We start from the raw sequence: 13,729 nt of genomic DNA, 5'->3' as shown, positions 1-13,729 counted from the left end.
CCTCAGGCCTCCCGGCCCGAGGGGAAGCGGCTCAGCGCGCCGGTCTTGGCCAGTGCCCTGGTGATCAGCCACGCAAGCAGCCCCGCGAGGACGGCGCCCGAGATCACATTGGACACCAGGTAGATGACATTGAAGCCGAAACTCTTCTGGATGTTGGGAGTGCTGCCGATGAACAGTTCATTGGCCCAGGCGCCGAATCCGGTGGCGGCACCGGCGATCAGCGCCACGGGCAGCGTCCACACCCTGTAGCGCACGATGAAGAGGACGATTTCAGCCGCCAGTGCCTGGAAGAAGCCGGAGGTGATGGTGGTGATGCCCCACTGGTTACCGATCGCCATCGAGACGATGGCGGCCAGCACCTCAACATAGATGGCGGCGCCGGGCTTGCGGATGATCCACGCCCCGAGTGGGGCGCCCAGGAACCAGATACCGGATGCCAGGCCGCCGAGGCCGGGTGTGAGGGTGTCCATGGCCGAATACCAGGCGTAGCCGATGGTGTCCCAGGCCCAGAAGATGAGCCCGACGGCGACCGCGAGCACGGCCCCTACGACGATGTCGACCACCCGCCAGTGACCGACCCCGTATTGTTCCGGCAGCGTCTCGTCGACGGCGGACGATGAATGTGCTGACATGTTGTGTGCCCCTCTGTTCTGATCTTGGGCACGGTGCGGGCGACGCCCGCAAGAGGCCTTCCTGCGCCGGCATGATCCGGATCAGGTTCGACGGTCGAGAGCTGTTGCTCTCCTCTCAGCCCACTGCGGCGGACTCCCGTGTGGCATTGATCCTAGCCCGCGGCCCTGCCGGGCAGCCGCGCGGCGATGGCGCCGAGAATCCAGGCGGCCGCACCGGCGATCACCATGGAGCCCACGGTGGAGCCCAGCCAGGCTGGCGGGTGCACACCGAACAGTGCTTGGACGCTGCTCCACATATCTGACCAGCCGGGCACCGTGCCCGGATAGATCAGCTGATAGGAGAGGAAACCGATGGCCCAGGCCACCGCGGGTGCCCAGCGGAACCGGGCATCCGGCGAGGTGTTCCAGTGACCGTGGCTCACCAGGAAGAAGTCGACCACAGCCACCGCGAACAGCGGCACGAAGGCCGAGCCGATCAGGTACAGGAAGCTCTCGTACTGGTCGAAGGAGAGCACGCTCGCCAGTGCCGTGGAGCAGATGCCCATCACGACGGCGATGATGCGGCGGTCCACCCGCGGGGCGATGTTGTGCACCGACACGGTGGCCGAGTAGACGTCGGCGAAGGCGTCGTCCAGCTCGTCGAAGAGCAGCAGGGCCAGTGCGATGGCACCGGCCGGCAGCGCCATCAGCGCGGCCAGCAGATGGGTACCGCTCAGGTCACCGGTGAGGTGACCGACCGCGAAGACACCCAGGCAGTAGTAGGCGAAAATCGCGATGCCGTAGCCGAAGGACGCTCCCGTGAAGGCATTCCGGGTGGTCTTGGAATGCCGCGAATAGTCCGCGGCCAGCGGAGCGAAGGAGACCACCTGGGCGGCCGCCAGGTCGACTGCGGGCCACAGGCCGATGACGGAGTCCTGCGGGATCGGGTGCGCCGGTTGGCGCAGCACCATGATGAACAGGTAGACCGAACCGGCCAGCACCAGCCACAACATGATGCGGCGCAGGATCGTGACCGAACCCAGCGGGCGTATCGCCATGATCGTGGTGAGCGCGCCGGCGCCGATGATGAAGGGCCACCGCCAGGCATCGCCGAGGATGGTCACTGCGGCACCGGTGATGACGATGATCTCCATCGCCGCCCAGCCCACGTCCTGGCCGATGTTGAGCACCGTCGGCAGGATCGAGACCCGGCGCCCGAGCAGGCCGCGCAGGCAGACCATGGACGGCGTGCCGAGCTTGGCGCCGATCGCCGCAGCGCCACCCAGCAGCGCAGCACCGATGACGGTGCCGATCGCGCAGGCCAGCAGGCCGCCGGACAGGGAGCCCACCGACAGTGCCACCAGCGCGCCGGTGAGCGGTCCGAACAAGGTGATGCCGAAGGAGGCCCACATGGCGGTCTGGGCCCACAGGCCGAGGGTGCGTGGCGGCTGGTCGGTGAGGGTGAGCGGGGCCTCCACATGGCGTTCCGGGGCCTGGGTGAAAGTGCTTGTCATGACTGGTTCCACCATCGGTAGAAGTGATGAACGGGCCCAGAACCGGCGCCGATGTCCAGCTCGTCGGCGTGTTCGAGCGCACCAGTGAGCCAGGTCTTCGCATCGCGCACTGCGGTCGGCCAGTCGGCCCGCCGGGGTCGCAGGGCGGTGATCGCCGAGCTCAGTGAACAGCCTGTGCCATGGGTGTTGGAGGTGGGCACTCGTGGGGCGCGCAGCAGCTGTGCGGCGCTGCCGGTCTCTGCGAGCACATCGACCGATTCGGCTCCCGTGCCGTGTCCACCCTTGAGCAGCACCCGTGCCGGGCCGAGATCCAGCAGCCGGGTGGCCTGGTCGACCATTTCCTGCTCGGTGCCGGCCGGTGGCTCGCCGAGCAGTACCGCGGCTTCCGGAATGTTCGGGGTGATGAGCGATGCGCGGGGCAGCAGGGCGCGTACGGCGTCCACAGCGTCGTCGGCGAGCAGCCGTGCTCCGGAGGTGGCGACCATCACAGGGTCGATGACGATCGGCAGGCCGGGGTGCTGGGCACACAGGCTGTCCAGACCATCGGAGACTGCTTCGACGATGCAGGCCGAGGCGAGCATGCCCACCTTGACCGCGTCGATTCGCACATCGCTGCGCACGGCGTCCAATTGCAGGGTGACGAAGTCGGGTGGCACTTCCATCACGCCCGCCACGCCGGTGGTGTTCTGCGCTGTCAGGGCCACGATCACGGACATGCCGTAGGCGCCCAGCGCGGAGAAGGTCTTGAGATCGGCCTGCACTCCGGCTCCGCCGGAGGAGTCACTGCCGGCGATGGTCAGCGCTACAGGGGGTGTCATCATGCCCCCTGGGCCAGCGGCATGTCTGCTTGCGCGGCCTTCCAGGCTGTGCACAATTCGCGGGTCGCGGCACCGATGTCAGGCTGTCCGCAGATGGCGCTGACAACGCTCATGCCCGCACAACCCACCGCCGCCAGATCGGGCGCATCGGCGGCCTTGACGCCACCGATCGCGCAGACCGGCCACGGGCTGGCAGCTGTGACGGTGGCCACCCGGGCAAGTCCGAGGTCACCGGCCTCGGGCTTGGTGCCGGTGGCGTGCAGCGCACCGACGCCGAGGTAGTCCACCACTGCCAGACCCAGGCTCTGGGCGGTACGCACATGCTCGGGGGATTGCGCCGAGAGCCCCAGAATGGCATCAGGGCCGAGAATGCGACGGGCTTCTGAAACGGGCATGTCGCCCTGACCCACATGAGCGCCCTGCGCGCCGATGTGGGCCACCAGATTCACGCGGTCGTCGATGAGCAGCGGGATGCCGGAGCCCTTGAGAATTCCGGCGAGCTCGCGGCCGAGATCCACGAATTCGGCATCTGACAAGTGGTGATCGCGCAGCTGGACAAGGGTCACACCTGCCGTGGCGGCCTGTTCAACAGTGCTCACCACCGCATCGGGGCCGCCGCACTGGACGGTGTCGGTGACCAGGTAGACCGACAGGTCGAACTCAGGCCGCGACATTCTGCATCGCCTCCACCTTCGCGGCGTCGGCCAGCTCGTCGGGGGTGATGAGGAAGAGGTGATCGACCAAGGCCACGGCGAAGGAACCGGGTGCGCGGGTCTCGGCGGCGGCGTGCTCGGCCGCCACGCACATCAGGGCGGTGGCCGTAGCTGCCGCATCGAGGGGTTCGGCGACCGCTGCGAAGGCGGCCATCAGCGCGCCCAGAGCGCAGCCGACCCCGGTGACCCGGGTCATCCAGAGATGGCCGTTGTCCACCGAGACGGTGCGTGTGCCGTCGGTGATGAGGTCGATCGCCCCGCTGACCGCCACCACGCAGCGGTGATCGGCGGCCAATCGGGTGGCCGAGGACAGGGCGGCGGTGGTCTCGTCGGTGCTGTCGGGGCCGCGTCCGCCCGCTTCCTCACCGGAAAGGGCGAGGATCTCGGAGGCATTGCCGCGGATGATGGTCGGGTTGGCGGCGTCCAGGCAGTTGCGGGCCACCTGGGTGCGCCACGGCAGGCCGGCGGCCACCGGATCGAGCACCCATGGCGTCCGTGCGGCCGCCGCGCCGGAGGCGGCTTCCACCATGCCGAGCGTGGTGTCGGGATAGGGGGTGCCGGTGTTCACCAGTATGCCGTTGGCGACCCCTGAGAACAGCCGCGATTCCTTGGAGTTGTCCACCATTGCCGGTGTCGCACCCGCGCTGAGAAGCACATTCGCGGTGAAATTCGCCACCACGATATTGGTGAGGCATTGCACGAGCGGGCTGGTCTCCCGAAGGCGGGTGAGTGCACCAGCGACATCGACGGCACCTTTTTTGACGGCATTGTTTGTCTGGGACACGAGAACTCCCTTCGCCGGCATTATCCGGACAGGTTCTGCGGTCGACGCCCGGTGCGTCCTCTCAGCCCACGTGTGCGAGCTCCCGCGATCATCGATCAGTATACGGCCGGGCGCCCCGCTGCCGATCGGGTGGCTCAGAGCGTGACGATGTCGCCATCCCGGTGCACGAGGCCATCGGCGATCAGCCCGTCCAGAGCTCGCATGGCCTGGTCGAGATCGCCTGCCCAACGGCCGAGCAGCAGGTCGATCTGGAGGCCATCGGGGGTGGTTCGCACCGCGTCGAGAAGGCGTCCGCGGGCCTGCCGGTCGGTGCCGGCATATGTCTGGACGCGCCGTGGTGGTCCGTCGTGCTGGGGGCGGCCGGCCCGCAACCAGGCGCAGTGCGTTGCGACTGGGCATTGTGCACACAGCGGGGAGGCGGCGGTGCAGATGAGCGCGCCCAGTTCCATCGACGAGGCCGCCCAGCGTGATGCCGTGGTCTCGTCCTCGGGCAGCCACGACTCGGCCAGCCGCCTTTCCGCAGCGGTGGTGGAGTTGGCGGGGAACTGCTTTCCCCGGTCGAGGCGGACGAGTACCCGGCGGACGTTGGTGTCCAGCACGACGGCACGTGCGCCGAAGGCGAAGCTGGCAATGGCTGCGGCGGTGTATTCGCCGATACCTGGCAGTGCTCTGAGCTCGGCGCGCTCGCTGGGTACCTCACCGTGGTGGAGCTCGGTGATGGCGACCGCGGTGGCGTGCAGACGAAGCGCGCGACGCGGGTAACCGAGGCGTCCCCAGGCGAGCACTGCCTGCGACGAGGGGGCCGAAGCCAGCGCAGCAGGCGTTGGCCAGCGGCTCATCCACTCCCGCCACGGTTCGATCACCCGGGCCACCGGTGTCTGCTGTGCCATGAATTCGCTCACCACGATGCCCCAGGGGGTGGTGCCGGGTTCGCGCCAGGGCAGTTGCCTCGCTGCGGTGGCGTACCAGCGGTTCACGGCCGCGACGATCTCGCGGCGCTCGCTGGGTGTGGGTGACACGGGCCGAGTGTAGGGGGCGTCGCCGCTGAGAATGTGCTGTGCACGAGCATGCCCACCGTGCTTGTCTGCCAGAATCCGTGCGAAAACCATCTCGCGATGACCGTGATGGCCCTGACAGGGGCTCGGGGGCGATCGAGGGTTGGGTTTCGCACGGGTTACTACTCACGGCTGCGACGGCGTGAATCAGTGCGTGGTGCCGGTCGGCAACCCTGCAGAAGCACCGACGCCCGCCCCGGTAATTCTGGGGGGGGCGTCGTGGCTGGCCTTGATCGAGTGAGATCTCAGAAGCCGGTGATGTCCTTCAACCGGACTGTGGCGACCTCATCTGGATCTTTGTCACAGCCAGCGGAGAACTTCCACTTTCCGTTCGCGTCAATGGTGTTCGTATTGGCCAGGCAGGTGCCGAGATTCGCGCCAGCGCTGTCCAGTTCATCGAAAGTGATCTGGATGTAGTTGTTGATGGGCTTGTTCGTGTTGTTGCTCACGTAGCCATTCACCTGGAGCATGTAGGGGTTTGACTTGTCCAGCTGCCAACCGTCGTCAAGAGTCAGCTTGTCCTTGGGCTTGGCAGCCTGGGTGGCTGCCGTCTTCGTCGGGTCTGTGGCCGACTGTCCGGCCTGGCCCTGCGCTGCCACCTGCGAGGCGGCTGGGCTCGAAGTGCTGGACGAGTCGCCGCCACCTGAATTCGAAACTGTGGCGATGATGATGACGGCAACAACGATGAGTGCCCACACCCAGACTCTCTTGTACCACGGCTTCTTCCGCTTCGGCGGCGGCAGTGCCGGTCCATTTCCTGGATATGCGTAAGCCGGCTGGCCGGGATACTGCTGGGGTGCGTTGCTCATGTCGAAACTCCTTGACGGCGGTTGATCGATTACCTGATAAGCACACCGCCGAGGCGCCCGTGGGCGCATCGGGAGTTCGGACCTTGCTGGCACCACCGAAAGAATGAATGGGAGCCGGACCATGACCATCGATCGGCTCACGAAATAAGTCACCGGCCGGTCTTACGATGCCGCTGTGTGGAATTACGAAAGGGTCGGCAGCGACCGGCGACCGGTGTGGTGGCACACCGTTCTGCTGGTGCTGTCAGCGCTCGTTGCCTGTTTGGCGAGTGCGTCCTACTCGCCCCCCGTGTGGGGAATGCAGCACGGTTCTTCGGGCGGGATGGGGGTACTGGCGATGTTCGCGTCGCTCGGATTGCCCTTCCTCCTGTGCTGGCGGCATCGCTGGCCGTTCATCATCACCCTCGTGGCGGCCGGGGTGTCGGTGGTGATCCCGATCGGCAATGGCCTTCCGCTCATCTGCCTGGCGACGCTCATTGGCCGCCGACGGGGACCTGCCGTGTGGTGGACGACCGTATGTGTCGGACTCACATCGATCTGGGTTGTGCTGGCCGACGCGAGAGCCGAGCCTCGTGGCGCGTCATTCCTGAAGATCGTCTTCGGGCCGCAACCATCTGACCAGGCCCAGTTCGCCCAGCTCGGTGTCACCGAGATATTTGCCGTCCTTGTGCTGGGCATGGGCATGGCGGTCGGTACGGGACTCCTGGTGCGGTCCAGGCGTGAAGCGGTGACCGCCACAGGTGTGGCGCAGGCAGCGCAGGCCACCACCGGTCAACTCGGGGACGAGCTGGCCAGGCGAGAGGAACGTGAGCGCATTGCTCGCGAAGTGCACGATGCGATGGGTCACAGGTTGTCGCTGCTGTCCTTGTATGCCGGCGCTTTGGAAGCCAACTCCGGGGACGATCCGAAGGTTTCCGAGTCGGCTCATCTGGTGCGGCAGAGTGCCGGTGAGGCGATGAATGATCTGCGCTCGTTGTTGAATCTTCTGCGTGAACCGGTGGGCACTGACCAGCCCGCGGTGCCGCTGTCGGATCTGGCCAAGGTGGTGCAGGAGTCCTTCGGCGCCGGGCAGCAACTCAGTTCTTCGATATTCATCCAGGACGCCGATTCTGCCTCGGCACCGTTGAGCCGGGCCGTGTATCGGATCGTGCAGGAGTTGCTCACCAATGCTCGTAAACATGCTCCTCACGAGCAAGTCCTGCTCACCGTGGAGGGCAACCCTGCTTCGGGCGTAGTCATCGACGCACGTAACCGATACGTGGAGGGCGGGGGTCCGTCGGGATCATCGCGTGGGCTGAAGGGCATCGAGGAACGCACCCATCTGCTCGGGGGGACCATGAGGTACGGCCTGGACGGAGACCAGTTCCGGGTGCATGTCACGCTGCCCTGGCGGATCAGCTGACGGTGCGGCGGGACCGCTGGTTGGCAATCATGTCTGCATCTCGCCGTAGGATGCGCTCGTGCCGATCCGAGTGCTTGTCGCTGACGATGACCCGATGGTGGTCACCGGTCTGAAGTACCTGCTCGAGAGCGATCAGGAGATCGAGGTGGTGGGCACCGCAGGCGATGGGGAGGAGGCCATCGCGCAGGTGCGCAGCCAGTCGGTCGACGTGGTGCTGATGGATCTGGGGATGCCCGGAGTCGATGGCATCGCTGCCACCAGGCGGATCGATCAACGGCCTGATGCGCCGTATGTCATTGCGCTGACAACGTGGGATGTCGACGACGCGGTGATGTCTGCGTTGGAGGCGGGGGCATCCGGATTTCTGCTCAAGACATCGGCTCCCGATGAGATCATCGGCGCCATCAAATCGGTGATGGCTGGGGACGCCGTGCTGTCGCCGCGCAGCACCCGGCGCTTGCTGGACCAGATCGCGCGGGATCCTGCGGTGGAGCAGCGGCGTGCTGCCGAAGTGGCGGTGGCGAGGCTGACCGCTCGTGAGCGTGAGGTGGCTGCAGCTGTTGCGCAGGGAATGACGAATGCCGCGATTGGTGCGCAGCTGTATCTCGCCGAGGCGACCATCAAGTCGCATGTGGCCACGATCCAGTCCAAGCTCGGAGTGGCCAACCGGGTGGGTATCGCGGTGCTGGCCGAGCGTGCGGGACTGCTCCGGCCGGCGTGACGTAGAGGGTCCTCGCGCTGAGGTCGCGGGGCGAATGCCGTAGTCGCGCCCGCTCACACGCGCAGTAACAAGAATCAACGTCGACCAGCGCGATCCGGGTCAGCGATGCAGGTGATGAGGCATGTCGTCACCACGTCACCTTCGGTGGGGCCGAGGGATCGGTCTAATCAGTTCGTCGCCGTTGAAGATCCTGCCCTCCATCGAGTCCCCGGTCACTCACACGACGAACGTGGCGGGCCGGTTGTGGATCCATACGATATTTCCTGCGGCGCAGGAGGTTCAGATCCATGTCAAGCGAATATCCCAGCTTCCACGGCGGTTGTGGAGAGGAATCATTGTCTGTATGTACGCAATGGAGGCCGCATAATTTTGACGGTGCACAAAAAGTCATCCGACTGTCTGCTGACTTTTCGACGTCACTATGAGGATCACTCGATCGTGGTGAACCACACAAGGGAAAGTCAGCGAAATCTATGCGGCTTCCGTGTTGTGGGCTGTGCTGAGAAGCCGCTTCACATAACGGAGATCTTCGCCCTCACACAGGCGTTTGATCACAGGCCATCCATCCACGATTTTTCCTAGGTCTGTGGGCATCAGAGTCGCTGGATGACATGGCGAAGCACGTGGGGTGCTGGAACGGGCTGGCGAAACGGATCGCGGACCAGGATTTCGGGCCGGATCTGGCGCCGATGAAACAGGGCTCTTCCCTGGCGGACGCGACAGATCATCCGCGCTGGCGTGCGTGGTGAGTGATGTACATGGTGTCACTACGTAACGGATCCCCATGATGCAGGTCGAAACGATGTAGTGAGACTTGGCCAAGTCCTAAAGAGTGGCATAGCGGGCTTTTTTGTCCATTCTCGTCGGTGAGTGCCGCCGCAGCATCTGGGAGAAATGACGGCGTATCTGTCAGGTTTCTAGGCGTAGATTGCCGCTACCGTTACCCATGCCACGGCGGGTAGCAGAGATGCTTCCTATGTGATCCGTGTTTGTCCTGGCATTGGAAGGCTTGTATGACTCGCATCTTCGACAACAACCCGGCTGATCCGAAGTCCATCCTGGGGGCCCGGTTGCAGGAGATGTTGAAGACTTATGACCGGATGGACACCGCTGTTGGGTACTTCAACTTGCGGGGCTGGTCGCAGTTTGCTGACCTGGTGGACGCCAAGCGGCTACCAGACGGCAAGTCGCCGGTAGTGCGGATTCTCATCGGCATGGTCGCCCAAGGGTTCCACCAGGAGGCCGTAGACGCGTTGGAGGCAGAGGTCTCGGGGGGATGAGTTCGCCGGGTTGGTGGACCGTGAGTTGGCTGAGGGTCGAAAGGACCAGCTCGTCATCCAGCTGCGTGACCAGCTGTCCCGTGGCATGCCAAACAATGCTGACCGGCGCACTGTGGGCATGCTGAAACGTCAGCTGGACTCCGGGAAGGTCCAGGTGAAGGTGTACACGCGTCAGCCCCTACATGGGAAGACGTACATTCTGCACCGCAAGGACATCAGTAATCCGATCACCGGCTATGTGGGTTCGTCGAATCTCACTGGTCCCGGTCTGCGCTCGAATACGGAGCTCAACGTGGATGTGCAGGACAATGATGCATCCACACATCTTGATGCCTGGTTCACCCGTCACTGGAACGACGATTTCTGCTGGCCAATTACCTCTGACGTCATTGAATTGATTGAGGATTCTTGGGTTGGTAGCCACACTCCATGGCAAGTTTTCATGAAGGTCTGCTACGACCTGTCTCGTGACGTGCGAGACGGACAGACCGCCTACTCCATCCCGTCGCAGATCGCTGGTGAGCTCATGGATTTCCAGGCCACAGCGGTACGTACTCTGGCCCGGCGAGTCGTCGCTCGTGGCGGCACCATGCTGGGTGATGTTGTTGGCTTGGGGAAGACGATCACCGCGATCGCGGTGGCGTGCATGCTTTACGAGGAGCACGGTATGCGGCCTCTGGTGATCTGCCCGAAGAACCTGGCGGGCATGTGGGGGAGCTACCTCGCTGACTATGACCTTGCCGGCCGGGTTGTGCCCTACTCGATGGCCGACAAGATCCTCCCCGACCTGCGGCGCTACGAGTTCGTGATCGTCGACGAGTCGCACACATTGCGCAACAATCAGCGCAAGGACTACGTGGCGATCCACGACTACATCCACACCAACGATTCCAAGGTCCTGGCGCTGACTGCCACGCCTTACAACAAGGAGTACCGGGACGTCGCAAACCAGGTCGGCCTATGGGTTGGCGAAGATGATGACTTAGGGATCAGCCCTGATGTGGCTTTAGCGAGGGATCCGGACCTGACGGGAAAACTCGACGGGAAGATCACTACTTTGGCCGCATTCCGCTGCTCCGAGGAGCCAGCGGACTGGAAACGACTGATGAGCGAGAACCTGGTTCGTCGCACTCGTTCCTTCGTGCAGGCCAACTATGCCCAGGATGGGGGGATGGCAGGAAGTTCATCGCGTTTCCCGATGGCCGCCGGTTCATGTTCCCGACCCGCACAGCCATCCCTGTCGATCACGCGTTCGGCGACGACGACCCAGCCCGCCTTATGGCAGGCGACTCCACTTTGGACACGATCGAACAACTCATCCTGCCCCGCTATGACCTCGCCAGCTACATCCGACCCCGGGCTCGACGCAATGACGAGGAAAAGTCCTGGATCGAGGGCCTGGAGCGTAGCCATGGACATGTGGCCGGTTTTGCCCGAACTACTTTCTACAAGCGTCTCTCTTCGGGCGGATGGGCCTTCATTCTCACTGTGCGCCGCCACATTGCCCGCAACAGGCTTGTCGCCTACGCTCTCGAGCACCACCTCGATGTGCCGTTCGGCAGCCTGATCGTCCCGGATGCTGAAGAAGACGCGGACCAGCTTGGTGACCAGGCAGCGGGGGAGATCACCACGGGTGATGACGCTTCCCGTTACGCAGCGCTCCGGGAAGCCTCCCCGGCACGTATCGTGTGGCGTCGCCCCGAACTGTTCACAGCTCGTCTACTGGCTGATCTTGGGGCCGACACCGCTGCTCTCCAGCACCTGCTGAACTCCTATGGGCCGTGGACCCCTGACCGGGACTCCAAACTCCAGAAACTAATCCAACTGGTCACCGTCGATCACCCGCACGACAAGATCCTCATCTTCACCGAGTACACCGACACCGCCGACTACCTCGCCAGCCAGCTCACGGCGGCCGGCATCGACAAGGTGGGCGTTGTCACCGGCGGAACCGATGATCCCATCGGGGTCGCCACCCGCTTCTCCCCACACTCCAACGAGAAGATTGCCGAGGATGGACGCAACCTTCACGCTATCGCCCCGGAAGACGAGTTGAGAATCCTTGTCGCCACCGATGTGGTGTCAGAAGGACAGAATCTTCAAGACGCCCACATCGTCGTCAACTACGACCTCCCCTGGGCAATAATCCGACTGATCCAGCGGGCTGGCCGTGTCGACAGATTCGGCCAGAAGTCCGACACGGTACTCGTCTACTCCATGTTTCACGACTCCTTGGAGCAGGTCATCAGCCTGCGTCAGCGGATCGCCCACAGGCTCGCGGACAACGCTGCCGTGTTCGGATCCGACGAGGGATTCTTTGGTGCTGCGGACGAGGTAGCAGTCATCACCGATCTGTACAACGGCACTCTCGATGAAGCCTCCGGTGACAGTGACGATGATGTCGATGCCGGATCCTTGGCCTACCAGTACTGGACCCGCGCAGTGGAGGCCGATGAGGCTCTGTCGCGGACGATCCCCAGCCTGCCGCCGTTGATCGACGCGACCCGTCCCGCCAGGCCGGAGGACCGTCACGCTGGCACTGTCTGCTATGTGCGCACCGCTTCCGGTCTCGACGGTTACGGCTTCACCGGCCCAGACATGCCGCCGCGGATTCTGTCGGGCCATGAAGCTATCCGTGCCTTCGCCGCCGAGCCGGCCACACCCTCGTTGCCTCGCGAGCCAGGCCATGATGACCGGGTGAAGGAATTGGCTCACGGTGTGCTCGCCACCCCGGATGCCGTCGATGGTCTGCACGGCGTCCGGCTTCGTGTGTGGAGACGCCTGACTGGCGACCAGGACGCGCTCACCGGCCTCGACTGGGACGAAGACACCAAAAGGGCCCTCGATGACCTTCATACCCATTCCCTCACCAAGACGGCCGAGGAATCACTGCGCCGCGGCCTGCGAGACCACCTCACAGACGACCAACTGGCCGCGCGCTTGGCCAGCCTGTGGCGTGACGGGGACCTCATTTTCACAAGTGCCCAGAACTCCACTCTCCAGATCATCACCAGCATGGGGATTACGGCATGACAAGCACCACGACCACCGCCGCCGAACAGGACTACCTGCCTCTGGTTGACGCCAAAGAGTTTCGTCGCCTGTTTCTCGACAAGCTCGGCTGGGAGAGACCCACCCACAAGCCCGTCACTGTGGAGGACCACCAGCTCACCGAAGTCGCCCAGTTCAAGGGTCTTCCCATCTGGTGGTGTGACCGGCTTCCTGACCGGCCCACTCAACGGCGCATCGACGCGGCGATGCGCCGCCACAACCCCGAGCACCTCCTGATCTTTACCGGGAATGACAAGCAGGAGTGGGGCTGGCCCCGTCACGCGGATACCACCACTGGCGCCAACGCGAAGCTCCTTATCCACCCCCACCACGTGGGGCAGCGGGACTTCCATCTCGCTGCTGTTCGTATTCCTCTGGGTGCCCACCCCCACCCTCGTCGAGGTGCTCACCCGCATGCGTGAAGCCTTCGACGTTGAAACCGAGACCGCATCCCAGGAAGCTGCCCGACTCATGAAGCAGCTCTACGAGGCCCTTGCCGCTTGCGGTGTTGGCCCTCACGATTCCACCCTGCTGCTGGCCCGGCTCCTCTTCCTACTGTTTGGTGACGACGCCGGAATGTGGGACGTAAACATGTTCCGGGACTGGCTCGCAGATCACACCACGACGGAAACACTCAGCCAGGATTTCCAAACCCTCGCTGCCGTCCTGGACACCGAAGAGACCAAGAGAAACCTACCGGGAGGCGATCCGCTCACTCGATTCCGGTACGTCAACGGAGGTCTTTACCACGACCCCCTCACGCTGCCACCGCTGTCAGCGACGTTCCGTGACAGTCTCCTGCAGGCCTGCAGATTCGACTGGTCGATCATCTCCCCGGCCATCTTCGGGTCCATGTTCCAAGCCATCGAGAACGCCGCGAGCCCGCCGGCGGCCGCCCCCCACCACAACCCCCCGCACCAAAAAAATTATGGACAGGGGACCAGGCGTCGAGAACCGAGCTACACGCGGAG

General features: G+C 64.2%; 15 protein-coding genes and 2 riboswitches. Of the genes, 8 read left to right on the top strand and 7 right to left on the bottom strand.

The annotated features are described in order from the left end of the window. Window positions 1-2: 2 nt before the first annotated feature. From ABF648_RS01820 to ABF648_RS01790, 7 genes are all read right to left on the bottom strand, one after another. The gene (locus ABF648_RS01820; protein ID WP_415630584.1) at window positions 3-632 is read right to left on the bottom strand and encodes an ECF transporter S component; all 630 of its coding nucleotides are present in this window, start codon (window positions 630-632) and stop codon (window positions 3-5) included. A 43-nt stretch (window positions 633-675) separates the two neighbouring features. Continuing rightward, window positions 676-782: riboswitch (TPP riboswitch) on the bottom strand. A 2-nt stretch (window positions 783-784) separates the two neighbouring features. Next, a complete protein-coding gene (locus tag ABF648_RS01815) occupies window positions 785-2,125 on the bottom strand; it encodes a purine-cytosine permease family protein (protein WP_415630583.1) in 1,341 nt (446 codons plus the stop codon). After that, a complete protein-coding gene (gene thiD, locus ABF648_RS01810; RefSeq protein WP_415630582.1) occupies window positions 2,122-2,946 on the bottom strand; it encodes a bifunctional hydroxymethylpyrimidine kinase/phosphomethylpyrimidine kinase in 825 nt (274 codons plus the stop codon). Before thiD ends, ABF648_RS01815 begins: the two co-directional genes overlap by 4 nt. Beyond that, entirely contained in the window at window positions 2,943-3,617 is a 675-nt protein-coding gene (gene thiE, locus ABF648_RS01805; RefSeq protein WP_415630581.1) for a thiamine phosphate synthase, read from the bottom strand. Before thiE ends, thiD begins: the two co-directional genes overlap by 4 nt. Next, window positions 3,604-4,461: a hydroxyethylthiazole kinase gene (thiM, locus tag ABF648_RS01800; RefSeq protein WP_415630580.1), complete on the bottom strand. Its 858-nt coding sequence runs from the start codon at window positions 4,459-4,461 to the stop codon at window positions 3,604-3,606. The genes thiE and thiM overlap by 14 nt, the downstream gene beginning before the upstream one ends. Further along, window positions 4,430-4,536: riboswitch (TPP riboswitch) on the bottom strand. It overlaps the preceding gene by 32 nt. 38 nt (window positions 4,537-4,574) lie before the next feature. After that, the gene (locus ABF648_RS01795) at window positions 4,575-5,459 is read right to left on the bottom strand and encodes an A/G-specific adenine glycosylase (protein ID WP_415630579.1); all 885 of its coding nucleotides are present in this window, start codon (window positions 5,457-5,459) and stop codon (window positions 4,575-4,577) included. Window positions 5,460-5,740: 281 nt separating this feature from the next. Further along, entirely contained in the window at window positions 5,741-6,304 is a 564-nt protein-coding gene (locus ABF648_RS01790; RefSeq protein ID WP_415630578.1) for an FxLYD domain-containing protein, read from the bottom strand. Between the two features lie 175 nt (window positions 6,305-6,479). Here ABF648_RS01790 and ABF648_RS01785 point away from each other — a divergent pair, with 175 nt between their 5' ends. The 8 genes from ABF648_RS01785 to ABF648_RS01750 form a co-directional block, all read left to right on the top strand. Beyond that, complete coding sequence (locus ABF648_RS01785; protein ID WP_415630577.1) at window positions 6,480-7,706, top strand: sensor histidine kinase; 1,227 nt, start codon at window positions 6,480-6,482, stop codon at window positions 7,704-7,706. A 58-nt stretch (window positions 7,707-7,764) separates the two neighbouring features. Continuing rightward, window positions 7,765-8,427, top strand: a complete 663-nt coding sequence (locus tag ABF648_RS01780) for a response regulator (protein ID WP_415630576.1) — start codon at window positions 7,765-7,767, stop codon at window positions 8,425-8,427. Window positions 8,428-9,038: 611 nt separating this feature from the next. Beyond that, complete coding sequence (locus ABF648_RS01775; RefSeq protein ID WP_415630575.1) at window positions 9,039-9,176, top strand: hypothetical protein; 138 nt, start codon at window positions 9,039-9,041, stop codon at window positions 9,174-9,176. A 264-nt stretch (window positions 9,177-9,440) separates the two neighbouring features. Next, entirely contained in the window at window positions 9,441-9,707 is a 267-nt protein-coding gene (locus tag ABF648_RS01770; RefSeq protein WP_415630574.1) for a hypothetical protein, read from the top strand. 85 nt (window positions 9,708-9,792) lie between these two features. After that, complete coding sequence (locus tag ABF648_RS01765; protein WP_415630617.1) at window positions 9,793-11,274, top strand: phospholipase D-like domain-containing protein; 1,482 nt, start codon at window positions 9,793-9,795, stop codon at window positions 11,272-11,274. Continuing rightward, window positions 11,196-12,740, top strand: a complete 1,545-nt coding sequence (locus ABF648_RS01760) for a C-terminal helicase domain-containing protein (RefSeq protein ID WP_415630573.1) — start codon at window positions 11,196-11,198, stop codon at window positions 12,738-12,740. Before ABF648_RS01765 ends, ABF648_RS01760 begins: the two co-directional genes overlap by 79 nt. After that, window positions 12,737-13,180: a hypothetical protein gene (locus ABF648_RS01755; RefSeq protein ID WP_415630572.1), complete on the top strand. Its 444-nt coding sequence runs from the start codon at window positions 12,737-12,739 to the stop codon at window positions 13,178-13,180. The genes ABF648_RS01760 and ABF648_RS01755 overlap by 4 nt, the downstream gene beginning before the upstream one ends. Continuing rightward, a partial coding sequence (locus ABF648_RS01750; protein WP_415630571.1) for a type IIL restriction-modification enzyme MmeI occupies window positions 13,137-13,729 on the top strand: 593 nt, incomplete at its 3' end. The genes ABF648_RS01755 and ABF648_RS01750, both read left to right, overlap by 44 nt.

The organism is Propionibacterium sp. (assembly GCF_047719395.1).
Taxonomy (GTDB): Bacteria; Actinomycetota; Actinomycetes; order Propionibacteriales; family Propionibacteriaceae; genus Propionibacterium.
This window is presented reverse-complemented; position numbering and strand designations above follow the sequence as displayed.